The sequence below is a fragment of the Flintibacter sp. genome, from assembly GCF_046973065.1.
Genome location: NZ_JBKVXZ010000037.1, coordinates 18,112 through 33,521, shown reverse-complemented (window position 1 = coordinate 33,521; position 15,410 = coordinate 18,112). Strand labels below are relative to the sequence as shown.

13 protein-coding genes and 2 pseudogenes are annotated in these 15,410 nt (G+C 60.6%); 7 read left to right on the top strand and 8 right to left on the bottom strand.

What is annotated here, in order from left to right; translation table 11 throughout:
- The 3 genes and pseudogenes from ACLTXB_RS12870 to ACLTXB_RS12860 form a co-directional block, all read left to right on the top strand.
- A pseudogene (locus tag ACLTXB_RS12870) lies at window positions 1–200 on the top strand (selenium-dependent molybdenum cofactor biosynthesis protein YqeB); the annotation flags it as partial.
- Entirely contained in the window at window positions 197–1,243 is a 1,047-nt protein-coding gene (gene selD / locus ACLTXB_RS12865; protein WP_428227277.1) for a selenide, water dikinase SelD, read from the top strand. The pseudogene ACLTXB_RS12870 and the gene selD, both read left to right, overlap by 4 nt.
- A 9-nt stretch (window positions 1,244–1,252) precedes the next feature.
- Complete coding sequence (locus ACLTXB_RS12860; RefSeq protein WP_428227274.1) at window positions 1,253–2,260, top strand: XdhC family protein; 1,008 nt, start codon at window positions 1,253–1,255, stop codon at window positions 2,258–2,260.
- A gap of 56 nt (window positions 2,261–2,316) precedes the next feature.
- Here ACLTXB_RS12860 and ACLTXB_RS12855 read toward each other — a convergent pair whose 3' ends face one another.
- Both ACLTXB_RS12855 and ACLTXB_RS12850 read right to left on the bottom strand, forming a co-directional pair.
- Window positions 2,317–2,955 (bottom strand): manganese catalase family protein, encoded by a 639-nt coding sequence (locus ACLTXB_RS12855; RefSeq protein WP_374738229.1) that lies wholly within the window; start codon window positions 2,953–2,955, stop codon window positions 2,317–2,319.
- Between the two features lies 1 nt (window position 2,956).
- Complete coding sequence (locus ACLTXB_RS12850) at window positions 2,957–3,415, bottom strand: spore coat protein CotJB (protein ID WP_428227276.1); 459 nt, start codon at window positions 3,413–3,415, stop codon at window positions 2,957–2,959.
- A 145-nt stretch (window positions 3,416–3,560) separates the two neighbouring features.
- Here ACLTXB_RS12850 and ACLTXB_RS12845 point away from each other — a divergent pair, with 145 nt between their 5' ends.
- The gene (locus tag ACLTXB_RS12845) at window positions 3,561–4,250 is read left to right on the top strand and encodes an N-acetylmuramoyl-L-alanine amidase (RefSeq protein ID WP_428227275.1); all 690 of its coding nucleotides are present in this window, start codon (window positions 3,561–3,563) and stop codon (window positions 4,248–4,250) included.
- 44 nt (window positions 4,251–4,294) lie between these two features.
- On the opposite strand, the gene ACLTXB_RS12840 is transcribed toward ACLTXB_RS12845, so the two are convergent.
- Window positions 4,295–4,642: an SdpI family protein gene (locus ACLTXB_RS12840; protein WP_428227273.1), complete on the bottom strand. Its 348-nt coding sequence runs from the start codon at window positions 4,640–4,642 to the stop codon at window positions 4,295–4,297.
- Window positions 4,643–4,833: 191 nt separating this feature from the next.
- Here ACLTXB_RS12840 and ACLTXB_RS12835 point away from each other — a divergent pair, with 191 nt between their 5' ends.
- The 3 genes from ACLTXB_RS12835 (at window position 4,834) to ACLTXB_RS12825 (ending at window position 8,349) form a co-directional block, all read left to right on the top strand.
- On the top strand, window positions 4,834–5,391 hold the full coding sequence (locus ACLTXB_RS12835) for an RNA polymerase sigma factor (RefSeq protein WP_428227272.1): 558 nt from the start codon (window positions 4,834–4,836) through the stop codon (window positions 5,389–5,391).
- Window positions 5,388–6,914, top strand: coding sequence for a hypothetical protein (locus ACLTXB_RS12830; RefSeq protein WP_428227271.1), 1,527 nt, complete (start codon window positions 5,388–5,390; stop codon window positions 6,912–6,914). The genes ACLTXB_RS12835 and ACLTXB_RS12830 overlap by 4 nt, the downstream gene beginning before the upstream one ends.
- Before the next feature lie 130 nt (window positions 6,915–7,044).
- Window positions 7,045–8,349, top strand: a complete 1,305-nt coding sequence (locus ACLTXB_RS12825; RefSeq protein WP_428227270.1) for a Na+/H+ antiporter NhaC family protein — start codon at window positions 7,045–7,047, stop codon at window positions 8,347–8,349.
- Between the two features lie 56 nt (window positions 8,350–8,405).
- On the opposite strand, the gene ACLTXB_RS12820 is transcribed toward ACLTXB_RS12825, so the two are convergent.
- The 5 genes and pseudogenes from ACLTXB_RS12820 to ligA all read right to left on the bottom strand — a co-directional run bounded on the left by ACLTXB_RS12820 (window position 8,406) and on the right by ligA (window position 15,408).
- On the bottom strand, window positions 8,406–9,434 hold the full coding sequence (locus ACLTXB_RS12820) for a tyrosine-type recombinase/integrase (RefSeq protein WP_428227269.1): 1,029 nt from the start codon (window positions 9,432–9,434) through the stop codon (window positions 8,406–8,408).
- A 356-nt stretch (window positions 9,435–9,790) separates the two neighbouring features.
- Window positions 9,791–11,156: pseudogene (gene radA / locus ACLTXB_RS12815) on the bottom strand (DNA repair protein RadA).
- A gap of 98 nt (window positions 11,157–11,254) precedes the next feature.
- Window positions 11,255–12,385 (bottom strand): DUF362 domain-containing protein, encoded by a 1,131-nt coding sequence (locus ACLTXB_RS12810; protein ID WP_428227268.1) that lies wholly within the window; start codon window positions 12,383–12,385, stop codon window positions 11,255–11,257.
- Between the two features lie 31 nt (window positions 12,386–12,416).
- A complete protein-coding gene (locus tag ACLTXB_RS12805; protein ID WP_428227267.1) occupies window positions 12,417–13,370 on the bottom strand; it encodes a DMT family transporter in 954 nt (317 codons plus the stop codon).
- Between the two features lie 64 nt (window positions 13,371–13,434).
- On the bottom strand, window positions 13,435–15,408 hold the full coding sequence (gene ligA / locus ACLTXB_RS12800) for an NAD-dependent DNA ligase LigA (RefSeq protein WP_428227266.1): 1,974 nt from the start codon (window positions 15,406–15,408) through the stop codon (window positions 13,435–13,437).
- Window positions 15,409–15,410: the final 2 nt, after the last annotated feature.

Sequence of the window (15,410 nt, the reverse complement as noted above, 5' to 3'; positions counted from 1 at the left end):
CACCCATACGGTGCACCATTGACGGCTGTCTCCGGGGACTGCTCCAGGACGGCATTGAGGTGTTTAAGGGCATGAAGTGCGGGGACATTGACCCCCGGTGTAAGCCGGACCACTGCCTGTGCGCCTCGGACAAGGCCCTGGCGGTAGGCGGCGGTGTGCTGGAGGCTCTGCTCCACCTGACCCATGCATTGGAGGGCTGAGAATGGACGAAATCAAACTGACCAAACTGGCCGAGTGCGCCGGGTGCGGCGCGAAAGTGGGTGCGGGGGAGCTCAGCAAGCTTCTGGAAGGCCTGAAGGTGCGCCAGGACCCCAACCTGCTGGTGGGCTACGACCGCAGCGATGACGCGTCGGTGTACAAGCTGTCCGACGAACTGGCTCTGGTGCAAACGGTAGACTTCTTTCCCCCCATCGCCGATGACCCCTACACCTTCGGTGCCATTGCCGCGGCCAACGCCCTGTCCGATGTGTACGCCATGGGCGGAGAGCCCAAGCTGGCGCTCAATGTGATGGCAGTGCCCGAGGACATGCCCAAGGAGGCGGTCCACGCCATCCTCCGGGGCGGCTACGAGAAGGCCTACGAGGCGGGAGCCATCATCACCGGCGGCCACAGCATCTACGACAAGGAGCCCAAGTACGGCATGGCAGTGACCGGCTTTGTCCATCCGGACAAATTGCTCACCAACTCCGGGGCACAGCCTGGAGATGTGCTCATCTACACCAAGCCCGTTGGTATCGGGGTGCTCACCGCCGGCATCAAGGGCAGCCTGACCGACGAGGAGACAAGAACCTTTGCCGAGGGGCTGATGATGACCCTCAACAAGTACGCCCGGGATATCATGGTAAAATACCGGGTCCATGCCTGCACCGACGTCACGGGCTTCGGCATGATGGGCCACCTGCTGGAGATGGCCCAGGGGAGCGAGGCGGAGGTTCATTTGGACCTGTCCGGCATCACCTTCATTCCCCAGGCTCTGGAGCTGGCCCGGCTGGGGGTGCTGCCCGCTGGGGTATACCGCAACCGCCACTTTGCAGAAAGTTGGGTGGAGCCGGGAGAGACCGAGCTGGCCGTTCAGGACCTCCTGTACGACCCCCAGACCTCCGGTGGCCTGATGATGGCCGTCCACCCGGAGGACGCACCGGCTCTGCTGGAAGAGCTGCGGCAGGACAACCGGGTGCCTGCGCCCCAACTGGTGGGCCGGGTGGTCCCCTATCAGGGCGACAAGCGAATTTACTTGTATTAGGAGGAAAGCATGACCGATTACACCTTTTTTTCCGCTCTCACACACTGTATCCGCCAGGGCGGCGCGCCGGTGCTGTGTACCATCGTAGACAGTGCGGGTTCCGCACCCCGGGGAGCTGGGGCACGGATGGCGCTGCTGTCCGACGGGACTTGGATTGGCACGGTGAGCGGCGGCGCGGTGGAGAACCTGGTCCAGCAGCGGGCTTCTGCTGTGATGGATGGCACAGCCCAGGGCGGCCTGGAGCACTACTCCCTGGGGGGCGAGGCCAGCCGGACCGGCATGGTATGCGGCGGAGCGGTAACGGTGTGCATCCAGACTCTGGGGGAGAAGCAGCTGGCTGACCTGGAGCGCCTAATTGAATTTTTGAAAAGTGGAAATCCTTGCTTGCTTTTAATTCACAATAAGGAGCAAGTATATGACCTTGTGGCATATGGAGAAGGAGAACTGCCGGAAACGCTGGCGGGGCGCCCTCAGACCGCCCCTCTTTTCGAGGACGGGATGTACACCGAACCCATGGGCTGGGACGGAGTGCTGTATCTCTTCGGCGGCGGCCATGTGGGACAGGCTCTGGCCCCCATGCTCTCCCAAGTAGGGTTTCGGGTGGTGGTCTTTGACAGCCGGGAGGAGATTGCCCAGCCCCAGAACTTTCCCGGGGCGGAGAAGGTGGTGCTGGGTTCCTTTGAGAATATCGGGGAGCAGGTACAGCTCACCCGCCGGGACTATGCGGTGGTTATGTCGCCGGGTCACCAGCACGACCTGGAGGTCCTGTGTCAGGTGCTGGAGCAGCGCCCCTACTATGTAGGCTGCATGGGCAGTCGCAAAAAGAAAGCCTTTCTGTGGGGGGAGCTGGAGCGCCGGGGTTTCTCCCGGGAACAGATCGAGACCATTCATCTGCCCATCGACCTGGACATTGGAGGAGAGACTCCGGCGGAGATCGCCGTGAGCGTCACCGCTCAGCTCATCCAGGTGCGCGCCGGACGCCTGGGCCGCTGCGGTGGAGGGCTTTGCCCGGCATAGCACTCTAATTTCATAAAAAGGACGCCGCCTGGACGAAGGGTCCAGGCGGCATTTTCTTATCCCTTGGCCATGCCGGTGCGGGGTTGAGGAGCAGGAGAACTGTCAAAGGCAGGGTTGGTAAAATAGACATTTTTCGCGTCCATCTTCTCTTTGCACAGCCGCAGGCACTCGCCAAAGCGCTGGAAGTGGACGATCTCCCGCTCCCGCAGGAAGCGGATGACGTTGTTTACATCGGGATCGTCGCTGAGACGCAGGATATTGTCATACGTGACGCGGGCTTTCTGTTCTGCGGCAAGGTCCTCGGTGAGGTCGGCGATCACGTCGCCGGTGGACTGCATGCCTCCCGCGCTCCAGGGGAAACCGGAAGCGGCAGTGGGGTAGACGCCGGTGGTGTGGTCTACAAAGTAGGGGGCGAAGGAGGCGTTATTGCGCACCTCCTCGTCGCTCAGGTTTCGGGTGAGCTGATGGACCAGGGCGGCCACCATCTCCATGTGGCCCAGCTCCTCGGTGCCGATGTCGGTGAGCAGGCCTTTGGCTTCCGCATAGGGCATGGCGTAGCGCTGGGAGAGGTAGCGCATAGCCGCACCCAACTCGCCGTCGGGGCCGCCGTACTGGCTGATGATGAAGGAGGCCAGCTTGGGGTTGGGAGTGGCCACCTTTACCGGGAACTGCAGCTTTTTCTCATAAAGAAACATGTCACTTCACCTCGTTTTGCGCATAGTTCCAGGGCCAGGGCTCCTTGAGCCACTGGTAATTCTCCCCGTTGGCAGAGGCGCTCTGGGTCAGAGGGCCAAACTTGGCCTGATAGGTCTCCCGGGCGCTCTTCTCCATAGCGGCGTACTTCTGAAACAGGTCGAAGGCCTCCTGGTCGCTGGGATGTGTATCCAGATACATGCCAAGTTCCGCGACCACAAACTCCAGAGCCTGGAGCTCGGCCAGGGGACCGACAGGGACGGTACTGCCCTCCACTTTCAGGCGGAAGGGAAGATTCAGGCCGGGAAACAGAGTGCCATTGCTCAGCGCGTCGCTCTGGCTATATTTCTGAGAACCTTCCTGTTGGAAGGGAACATAGGGCACCGACAGACCCGCGCAGGACGGCAGAGTGCCGTAGCGGTCCGGGCAGCTGGGCAGAGGGCAGGAGCTGCCATTTTCCATATTCAAGATAATTCCTCCTCGGTTGGGATTGGGAGGCTGAGCGGCCTCCCGGTGCATCCTATGCACCTCAGGGCGGGAGGGTCCATACATAGTCGACCTCCCCGCTCCATAGAATACGGGGAGGGGGGATGTGCGGTTGAAGAGGATGAGATGGGGGTCCCTGCTGATTTTAGCGGGGCTGTTGGCGGTGCTGAGTGCGGGAATGTTGGTGCAGACCTATCTGGGCGCGGTTGCTCCGGCGGCTTCCTGGCCGGAAGGAGAGCGGGTTTGGGTGGTCGATCCGGGGCACGGCGGGGAAGACGGAGGTGCGGTGTCGGTGACTGGGGTACCGGAGAGCCAGATCAATCTGGCCATTGCTAAACGGCTGGACGCCCTGCTGGGCTTTTACGGGGAGAACAGCTACCTTATGCGGGAGGAGGATATCTCCCTGCACGACCCGGAGGCGGAAACGTTACGGGAGAAGAAGGTTTCCGACCTGCACAACCGGGCCGAGACCGTGCAGGCACTGGAGGGAGCGGTGCTGGTGAGTATCCACCAGAATATCTTCTCCCAGAGTCAATACCACGGCTCACAGGTTTTCTTTGCTCCCACCCAGGATTCCCAGGCCTTGGCGGAATCCTTCCAGCAGGCCATTCAGACCAATTTGCAGCCCGATAACAGTCGTCAGGCCAAGCCCATCGGCGACAATGTGTATCTGATGAATCACGTGGACTGCCCGGCAGTGTTGGTGGAGTGCGGCTTTCTCTCCAATCCAGAGGAGGAGGCAATGCTCCGTCAGGAGGGCTACCAGACCAAAATGGCCGCCGTATTGGCCCAGGTCTGCCTATCCTCATAGACAAAAAAGGCCCGTCCGGCTATGCCGGACGGGCCACTTCTTACTTATTCTCCAAAATTTGCTTTCAGCAGGGCGTCCACCAGGAAGGCGGAGACGCAGAACAAAGCCATCTCGCCCGCGAGGATCCAGATGAGGAAGGTCTGGTAGTCCTGGTCCCGCAGCAGGTACATGGCGATGCCCGCCGCCGCGGTCAGAATCACGCCCATGCGCACCCACAGCCGGGCGCAGTGCTTGTGGGCGAAGGCCCACGCCTCCGGGCTCTTGGTAGACAGTTGGGTGCGGTAGGCCAGACCTTTTCCCTCCATCTTGGGGGGAGATACCTTCCACCAGATACCCACGATCAGCATAGCTACCGGGGGCAGCAGCGCGATCAAAACATAGATGGGATACATAAATAAACCCTCTTTTCTGAGAAATTTCCAAACATCGGGATAAATTGTAGCACAGGGGAGACTGTTTCGCAATGGCGGGACGAGAGCATTGGCAGGATTTTTCTCCCATGGTACAATAAAAGAAAGAATTTTGGTCATATTCCCCGGGCAATTCCGTCTGAATAGGTGAAGGGAAAAGGGGGGAAACCCACATGGAGGACAAGCAGATCGTGGCCTTATACTGGAAGCGGGAGGAGCGGGCCATTACCGCCTCGGAGGAGAAGTACGGCCCGGTGTGCCGCAGCGTCTCCTACAACATTCTGCAAAGCCGGCCCGACGCGGAGGAGTGCGTCAACGACACCTGGCACCGGGCCTGGAATACCATGCCGCCTCAGCGGCCCAACAGTCTGCGGGCCTACCTGTGCCGCATCGTGCGCAACCTGTCCATTGACCGCTGGCGGCAGCGGTACAGCGCCAAGCGGGGCGGGGGAATGGAGGCGTTGGTGCTGGAACTGGAGGAGTGCGTCCCGGCGGTGCCCAGCGCGGAGGAGCAGTGGGAGGCCCAGGAGGTGGCCCGGGCGGTGGAGCGGTGGCTTCAGGCTCTGGATGAGGAGGAGCGGGATTTGTTTCTCCGCCGGTACTGGTGCGGAGAGGCAGTCAAAGAACTGGCGGCCGGACTAGGCTGTTCCTCCAACGGACTGGCCCAACGGCTGCGGCGGCTGCGCCAGAGTCTGCGTCAGGCGCTGGAGAAGGAGGGCGTGGTGTTATGAGCAAACAGAGCGAGCGCCTCTTTGAGGCCATCAGCCACCTGAACGACGAGATGATCGACCCGGCCCTGGAGCCCAGAAAGAAGCGTAAAAAGGGCCGCTGGGCAGCCTTGGCCGCCTGCTTCTGCCTGGTGGTAGGGGTTGTCACCGGACGAATTCCCCTGCTGGGCGGACGATCCAGCCAGCCTGTCAGCGGCGCGGACGGTGCCATCACCTTTCAGTCCTACGCCGGGCCGGTGCTTCCCATGACATTGCGGGAGGAAAACAAAAATATTACCGCCCAACGGGCCATTACCCTGGACTTTGCTCCCTGGGTGCCGGTGTGGGATGAAGAGTTGGAGCTGGAGCGATATGACGACCACATCCTGGTTACCGACGCGTATACTCTGACGAACCATGGGGAAACGGATCAGGACATCACCCTGCTCTACCCCTTTGTCACCTCACTGCACAGCCTGGAGCTTCCGGTGCTGACTGTGGACGGGAGCGAGGTGGAAACCGATCTGTATCTGGGCTCCTATGCCGGAGCGTTTGAAGGGGGCGGAGGTCTGCTGGAAGGCGAGGAGGGGGGCAGCATCAATCTGGATGCCACAGAGAGTTGGGAGAACTACCGGGATCTGCTCTCCGACGGCAGCTATCTGGCCCGTGCCCTGGGGACGGCCCCCGATGTAAGCGGAATCTCTGTGACGGTCTATCAATTCACTGACCCCTACGCGCCCGAGGACAGAGGAGAGACATCCAATCCCACCATTCGTGCAGCCTTTGATCTGGATTACAATAAAACCCGTGTTTTGACCTATGGCTTCCATGCCTGCCGGTATGATCCGGAGAGCGGCGCTATGGTCCAGGGCTTCTCCATCCCGGAAGAGCGGGAGTCCAACTATGGGGAACCTTTCTATCTGCTGGTGATCGGGGAGGACATTAAGAATCTGACCGTGGGAGGCTATATCGCCGGCGGCGTGGATGAGGATACCCCACAGCTGGAGGGGTGCGGCGTCACCGTGGAGCGGTACGAGAGCGACCTTGATACCATGCTGCGGGAGGTGCTGACCCGGATGACCAATGGCCGGGAAACCCAGGTGGACTTTGAACTCTATTACCGTGTGGTTTTAGAACAGCTGCTGGCCTATGGCGGGCTGACTGCCCAGGAAAAATCGCGATACAGTTCCGGTTGGCTGGAGGATGTGGCCTCCGACGCGGAGGGCATCCAGCGGGTGTGCTGGCTGGAAACCCAGGTAACGGTCCCCGCCGGGGGCAGCCTCACGGTGACCGTATCCATGGAAAAAGAGGCCAGCTACGATTATAGCTGCGACCGGGCCAATCAGGGAACACGGGGCTACGATCTGGTGACCACCCTGGGTTCTAACCTTACCTGTACGGAGCAGACTGCCACTCTGGAAGACCGGGGACAGATTGAAATTTTGTGGCAGAACTTCGGCTTTGACCTGGACGCAGGCATCAAGACCGTGGAGCTGGAAGCGGAGACAGAGCACTATTTCCTTACCGTCCGGCGGGCAGATTCATAACAAAACGCCTTACGATTGACCGCGCCGGGAATCTGGATATTCTCCAGATTCCTGGCGCGCTTGTCTGCCCTCTTTTCATTTGGAGCTGGGTGTGCTATGCTAATTGGCAGGAGAGAGGGGAGATGGAGACGTGGAAACGCTGACGCTGCTGCTGTTTTGTGCTGCTCTGGTGGTGTGCGTGGCTCTGAACTGGTCCATTCTGTACGCTCTGGCGGTTGGATTAGTCATCTTTTTGGCTTACGGACGCAGGCGAGGCTATGGCTGGCGGGAGCTGGGGAGTATGTGTCTGGACGGAGTCAAAACCGCCCGGAACATTCTGGTCACATTCCTGCTCATCGGCGTGCTCACCGCCCTGTGGCGGGCTTCGGGTACCATTCCGGCCATCATCAGCTACACCACGCCGTTTATCCAGCCCTCTGTATTCCTTTTGATGACCTTTTTGCTCAACTGCTTGGTTTCGGTTCTGACCGGTACCGCCTTTGGCGCGGCGGCCACTATGGGAGTCATCTGCGCCACTCTGGGCACAGCCATGGGAGTGCCTCTGGTGTTGATCGGAGGCGCGGTGCTCTCCGGCGTGTTCTTCGGAGACCGATGCTCTCCTGTGTCCACCAGCGCTCTGCTGGTGGCAGAGCTTACCCAGACCAGCATCTTTGACAACATCCGGTCCATGCTGCGTACCGCCTGGCTGCCCTTTGTGGTGACCAGTCTGCTGTACCTTTTTGTGGGCATGGTCACACCCCACACCCAGACCTCTCTGGATCTGGCTGCTTTGTTTGAGACGGAATTTCAACTGCATTGGATCGCGCTGCTGCCCGCTCTGGTGATTTTCGCGCTGGCGCTGGGCCGGGTGCCGGTGAAGTGGGCCATGGGGGCCAGTATTCTCTCCGCTATTCCCATCTGCCTGCTTCTCCAGCGGGTCCAGCCGGTGGAGCTGCTGCACTGCGCCCTGCTTGGTTACCAGGCCAGGGAGGAGGCGGTGGGGGCCATGCTCAACGGCGGCGGAGTCATTTCTATGGTGAAGGTTGCCGTCATCGTGTGCATCTCCTCGGCTTACTCGGGCATTTTCCAAAAAACCGGGCTGCTGGACGGGCTGCAGCAGGCCATTCTGACTCTCAGCCGGCGCATCACCCCCTACGGGGCCATGCTGTGCACCGGCGTGCTGGCCTCTGCCGTGGCCTGTAATCAGACGCTGGCTATCATTCTGACCCACCAGCTGTGCAAGGACGCCCAGCCCAGCCGGGAGGAGACCGCCATCGCCCTGGAGGATACGGCGGTGGTAGCGGCACCGCTGATCCCTTGGTCCATTGCGGCCGGAGTGCCGCTGGCCTCGGTGGGAGCGCCTATGGTTAGCATCTGCTTTACGTTTTTCCTCTATCTGCTGCCTCTTTGGCGGCTGGGAACGGAGCTAGTAAAGGTAAAATGTAAGAGGGGATAGGGAAGAGGTAATGCGCCGGAAGCTTGGTAGGACCAAGTTTCCGGCGCATTTTTTGATTATGATTCGTCTTTTTTCTTTTCTTTTGCTGTTTTCCGCACCTTAGCCAGGGGATTTGCCCGGGCGGCGGTGCGCAGATCATCGTTGTCCACGTGGGTGTAGATCTGAGTGGTGTTCAGGTGGTCGTGGCCCAGCACCTCCTGAAGGGTGCGCACGTCCACGCCGTTTTGCAGCATCAGGGTGGCGGCGGTGTGGCGCAGCTTGTGGGAGGAGTACTTGGTACTGTCCAGTCCGGCGGCAGACAGATGCTTTTTTACCAGCTTATGGACCGCTGCCCGGGTGATGCGCTGGCGGTTGCGGGGGGTGACGAACAGGGCGTTTTGATCCAGCAGGGTAAGGGTGGAGCGCTCCGTCATCCAGTCATCCAAAGCAGAGCGGCAGGCCTCGTTCAAAAAGAGAACACGCTCTTTGTTACCCTTGCCTAACACCCGCAGCTGATCGCCGCGTACATCGGTGACATTGAGGCCGATGAGCTCGGAGATTCGCAGGCCGCAGTTGAGAAACAGAGTTAGGATACAGTAATCCCGCACCTGGTTGGGGCCGTCCACATGACTGAGCAGTTCCACGCTCTCATCCAGATTCAGGTAACGGGGCAGCGTCTTTTTCAGCCGTGGTGCGTCCAGGTCCTGCATGGGGTTTTCAGTGATGAGCTTGGCCTTGCTGGAGAGGTATTTATAAAAGGAACGGATGGCGGCGGCTTTGCGGGCACGGGCAGCAGGCGCCAGGCCGTAGTGGGCGTCGGAGCTGTTGGGATGGACCGCACGGTCTCGGGACAGATAGTTCATATAGGCATACACATCGCTGAGCGTGACGCCGCGGACCAGATCCAGATCCACGTCATCAATGGAGATCTCATCAAACGGCGTGTCCTTGGCTACGCGGCCTTTGTCCAGCTTGAGAAATCGGAAAAAGCTGCGCAGGTCCAGAAAGTATTCGTCCACGGTGGCCCGGGAGTGGCCCTGAATGGTCTCATGATAAACAAGAAAATCACGTAAAATAGGTGGTGCTTCGGTACGATAATCTATCATATTGCGGCGGCCGCCGGGATGGCCGGAAACCGGCCAAAATCGGGCAAATCCAGGGCAGAGGCCGTTTTAGCCTCCACTCTAGTCAACAAAATTTTTATTTTGTTGACTTATGTAGTTACCCGAAAATAGGCCACAGCGGCCCCTCCTTTCGGATGATCTGTCCCGCCGGATAAAGCGGCGGCGCGGCGGACATACTTTGGACACCCGTTTTTTGGAGGTGTGTGTCCATGAGTTTGATCCACTGCACCGACCCCTGCGTCTATCAGCGGGACGGGCTATGTGAATTGGTCCGGGCCGGCTCCTGGGGCCGGCCCGGCTATGGCTGTGTCAACTTTGTGCCCCTGGCTTCTAAGCCCTTACAGCAAGGCCGCCAGAGCCTCCCGAATGTTGGCCACCCGGATGAGCTCCAGTCCCTCCGGCACCACCAGCTTCCCCTGGGTGCGCTTGGGGATCAGACACTTGGTGAAGCCAAGCCGCCGTACCTCGGACAGCCTCTGCCCCAAGGTGTTCACGGCACGCAGCTCTCCGGTTAGTCCCACCTCACCGATGGCGGCCAGGTCGCTGGGCACCGGCTTGTCCCGAAAACTGGACGCCATGGCCATCATGGCAGCCAGATCTGCGGCGGGCTCGTCCAGAGACAGACCGCCGATCACGTTCAAATAGGCGTCACAGTTCCCCAGCAGCAGGCCGCCCCGTTTTTCCAGCACGGCCAGCAGCAGCATGGCCCGGTTATACTCAAAGCCGTTGCTCACCCGCCGGGGGTTGCCCAAACTGCTGGGCACCACCAGGGCCTGCACCTCGGCCAGCACCGGCCGCACGCCCTCCATCACGCAGGTGACGCAGGAGCCGGGCACGCCCTCCGGCCGGCCGGCCAGCAGGGTCTCCGAGGGGTTGGGCACCTCGCTGAGCCCGCCGTCCTCCATCTCAAACACGCCAATTTCATTGGTGGCACCGAAACGGTTTTTGGCCGCCCGGAGGATGCGATAGGACATATGCCGTTCGCCCTCAAAGTACAGGACACAGTCCACCATGTGCTCCAGCACCTTGGGTCCGGCGATGGAGCCCTCCTTATTGACGTGGCCAATGACAAAAATGGTGAGCCCCTCCCCTTTTGCCAGCTGCATCAGGGCCATGGTGCACTCCTTCACCTGGCTCACGCTGCCCGGCGAAGCGGACAGGTCCCCGTGGTAGAGGGTCTGGATGGAGTCAACAATCAGGATATCGGGCTTTAACTCGTGGACGGCGTCCACCAGGTTGTCCAGGCTGGTTTCCGACAGGAGGTACAGCCCCTCCCCGCCTACTTTGAGCCGTTCGGCCCGCAGCTTGATCTGCCGCTCGGATTCCTCGCCGGAGACGTACAGCACGTTGGCAAACCGGCACAGAGAGCCGCAGATCTGGAGCATCAGGGTGGACTTGCCGATGCCCGGCGCGCCGCCCACCAGCACCAGAGAGCCCTTCGGCTCCTCCGCCCAGCACCCGGTCAACTCGCCCATTCCGGTGGAAAGCGCGCTCGTCGGTGGTCTCCACCTGGGCGATGGGCTTGGGACGGTTCACCGCCACCCCCAGGCCGCTGCCCACCGAGCGCACCGGTCCCTTTTTGGAGGCCTTCTCCGCCGGGCGCTCCACAATCGTATTCCATGCCCCGCAGGCCGGGCACTTGCCCTGCCACTTGGGGGTCTCATTTCCACATTCGGTACAGTAGTACAGGATCTTCTCTTTCATGACAGCCTCCCTTTGCCCTCTGATTGTACCAGACTTTCGGGGCAAAGTAAACAGAAAACGCCCCGCCTGGCTCTCCAGGCGGGGCAAGTTTCTATCCTTTACATCTCAATCAGTTCATACTCCCGGGAGCCCAGTCCAATCTTGGCTGCGTGCTCCAGGCAGCTCTTCCACTCCGACTCGGGGGTGGAGTTGGTGAAGTGGTCGTGGTGGTCGTGGAAGTTGGGGTCGGCCAGATGCTTGGCCAGCTGGCTGCCCGGCATGGGCTGAGCGGCCAGGCAGGCGTCCACGCAGGCCTGATCCAGGGCCAGGGGGTCAAAGGAGGCAAACATGCCGATGTTGGGCAGGATGGGGATGTCGTTCTCCCCGTGGCAGTCACAGTTGGGAGACACATCCACCACCAGAGAAATATGGAAGTTGGGACGGCCATCCAGCACCGCCTTGGTATACTCAGCCATGCGGCAGTTCAAAGTGGAGTTGGCGTTGTCGTTGACAAAGTAGATGGCGTCAAAGTTGCAGGCGCCAAGGCACCGGCCGCAGCCTACGCAGTTGTTCTGATCCACGGTCATCTTCCGGGCTTCCTTGTCAAAGACCAGGCCGCCGTTGGCGCACTCCTTCTGGCAGCGGGTGCAGCCCCGGCACAGCTTGGGGTCGATCTGGGGCTTGCCGCTGGCGTGCTGCTCGGTCTTGCCGGCCCAGGAGCCGCAGCCCATGCCGATGTTCTTGATGGTGCCGCCAAAGCCGGTCATCTCGTGGCCCTTGAAGTGGGTCAGGGAGATAAACACATCGGCGTCCATCACAGCCCGGCCGATCTTGGCCTTCTCCACGTACTCGCCGCCCACCACGGGCACCTCCACATCGTCGGTGCCTTTCAGACCGTCACCGATGAGGATGGGACAGCCCACAGTCAGGGGCGTAAAGCCGTTCTGCCAGGCGCACTCCAGGTGCTCCAGGGCGTTCTTCCGGCTGCCGGGATACATGGTGTTACAGTCGGTGAGGAAGGGCTTGCCGCCCAGCTCCTTTACCACGTCCACCACCGCACGGGCGTAGTTGGGACGCAGATAGCTGATGTTGCCCAGCTCGCCGAAGTGCATCTTGATGGCGACAAACTTACCCTCCAGGTCCAGGTCGGCAATGCCGGCCCGCTTGATCAGCTTTTTCAGCTTGGTGGGCAGGCCGTCGCCGAAGGCCTCAGTATGAAAATCAGTAAAATAAACTTTGGATACGGACATGATGTTTCCCCTCACTCATATGTAGAATATCTTACTTATGCAAAGAAACTCGCTTTGCTTCCAGAATACCCGGGATGATGGCACACAGAGAACCGGCCACGATGAGCACGATGCCCAGCAGCATGTTGGGGGCGATGATCTCGCCGTGAACCATCCAGGCCAGCACCGGCGCCAGAGCCGGCTTGAAGAAATAGACCAGGGAGACCACGCTGGCGGGCTGGTACTCCATGGCAAGGAAATAGCAGCAAAAGCCGATGCCCGCCACACCGACCGACACAAACAGCACGTAGGGCAGGTTTTGCAGGGTGTACCCCGCGAAGATAGGGATGTTGGCAAACTCGCTGAGCCCAGCCCCGGTGAGCATCTGAGCCAGGGCGGGAATGTGGGACAGGAGAATGAACACCAGCAAAATCAGGCTGCCAAAGAAGAAGCTGAAGCAGGTGACTACTGCCCCGCCGTACTGGGCGCACTTGCGCTTGCCCATGACTCCGTAGAAGGAGAACAGAATGGTGGACAGCAGAGCCAGCCCTGTCCCCAGCAGATTCACCGAGGTCTGGAAGGGATTGATAATGGCGATGGTGCCCGCCACCTCCAGCACCAGAGCAGCAATATGCCGGGGTAAAATGGGCTCTTTCAGCAAAAAGAAGGCCAAAAAGGTGACAAATACCGGGTTGCAGCTAAAGAGCACCGCCGCCACCGACGAGCCGGCGTAGTTCACCGACACGTGGAGGATGGGCATACTCAGGGCGATGCCCAGGAGACCCAGCAGGGCGAAGTAGGCCACACTCTTGCCATCCAGCCGCTCTCCCCGCTTTCCCAGGGTGTGCAGGGCCAGGGGCAGCAGAATGAGGAAACCCACCGAAAACCGGCACAGAGTCAGCTGCATAGAGTTGAGCTGCCCAGAGATAAATTTCAGTACCACCTCATAGGAGGTGAACATGATGATGGTGACTACAATAAAAAAGTAACCCTTTTTTGCCCCCATGGCAGCCCCTTCTTCCTATTTTTTATATGGTTCAGTATAGCACATGTTACCAGGAGAAACAAGGTCACTCCATCAGGGCCAGAAATTCCTCCTGAGTCAGAACGGGCACGCCCAGCTCCTGGGCCTTGCGCAGCTTGGAACCGGCGGCCTCCCCGGCCACCACATAGGTGGTCTTTTTCGATACGGAACCCGCGGCCTTGCCGCCCCGGTCCTCGATCATCTTGGTGGCCTCGGCACGGGTAAAGCGGTCCAGCGTGCCGGTGAGCACGAAGGTTTTTCCCGCAAAGCGCTGGTCCTCACCCTTCTGCTCGGCCTGCATGTTCACTCCGGCCTCCTTGAGGCGGGCGATGAGGTGCTGGCTCTGGGGGCTGGCAAACCAGTCCACAATGCTCTGGGCGGTGATGGCGCCGATGTCGTCCACCTGGGTCAGCTCCTCCACCGTGGCCGCCTGGAGGTTGTCCAGGGAGCCAAAGCGCTGGGCCAGGATCTTGCCCGCCTTCTGCCCCACCTGGCGGATGCCGAAGGCGAAGAGCAGCCGGGACAGGTCCTGGCTCTTGGACTTCTCGATGGCGGAGAGCAGGTTCTGGGCCGACTTCTTGCCCATGCGCTCCAGCTCGGCCACGTCCTCCTCGCGGAGGAAATACAGGTCGCCGGGGGTCTTGACCAGCCCCGCCTTTACCAGGTTCTCTACCACCGCGATGCCAAGACCCTCAATGTCCATGGCGTCCCGGCTGGCAAAGTGGGCCAGGTTGCGCAGCAGCTGGGCGGGGCACTCGGCTCCGGTACAGCGGATGTGGGCGCCGTCTTCGTCCCGCGCCACCGGCGCGCCGCACTCGGGGCACACCTCTGGGAAGCGGTAGGGCACGGCGTCATCGGGCCGCTTTTCCATCACCACCGACAGCACCTCGGGGATGATCTCCCCCGCCTTGCGAACCAGCACCGTGTCGCCGATGCGGATGTCCTTTTCCGTGATAAAATCCTGGTTGTGGAGGGTGGCATTGGTCACCGTGGTGCCTGCCAGACGCACCGGCTCCAGCACCGCCTTGGGAGTGAGCACCCCAGTACGTCCCACTTGAATGACAATGTCTGTAAGGCGGGAAGTCTTTACTTCCGGGGGATATTTATAGGCGGCGGCCCACCGGGGGAATTTGGCCGTGGAGCCCAGCGTCTGGCGCTGGGCCAGATCGTCCACCTTAATGACCGCCCCGTCGATGTCGAAGGGGTAGTTCTCCCGGCCCTCTCCGATGGCCTGGACCTGGGCCACCGCCTCCTCAATGGAGGAGCAGATGACATGGGGAATCACCTTAAAGCCCTTGTCCGCCAGGTAGTTGATGCCCTGGGTGTGGCTGTGGAAGTCCTCATTTTCCGCCCACTGGATGTTGAACACCGCAATGTCCAGCCGACGCTGGGCGGCAATTTTCGGGTCCAGCTGCCGCAGGGAACCTGCGGCGGCGTTGCGGGGGTTGGCAAACAGGGCTTCTCCCCGCTTCTCCCGTTCCTCGTTGAGGGCGTGGAACACCTTCTTGGGCATATAGACCTCGCCCCGGACAATGAGAGTCCCAGGTACATCATGGATAGACAAGGGGATAGACTTTACAGTCTTTAAATTCTCTGTCACGTCCTCGCCCACCAGGCCGTCGCCCCGGGTGGCTCCCCGGACAAACTGGCCGTCCTGGTACTCCAGAGCCACGGACAGGCCGTCCACCTTGGGCTCCACAGAGTAGCTTACCTTGGGCTCCACCCCACGTACCCGCTGGTCAAAGGCGCGCAGCTCGTCAAAGTCGAACACGTCCTGAAGGGACTCCAGAGGCACCCGGTGGGTGACCTGGGTGAAGGACTCCAGGGCCTTGCCACCCACTCGCTGGGTGGGCGAGTCGGGAGTGATGAGCTCGGGGTGAGCCCCCTCCAGCTCCTCCAGACGGCGCAGCTTATGGTCGTAGTCGTAGTCGGACATGGTGGGGTCGTCCTTGACGTAGTATTCGTAGTTGGCCTGGTTCAGCTCACGGCGCAGTTCCAGGATCTCTTGTGCGTCTGACATGG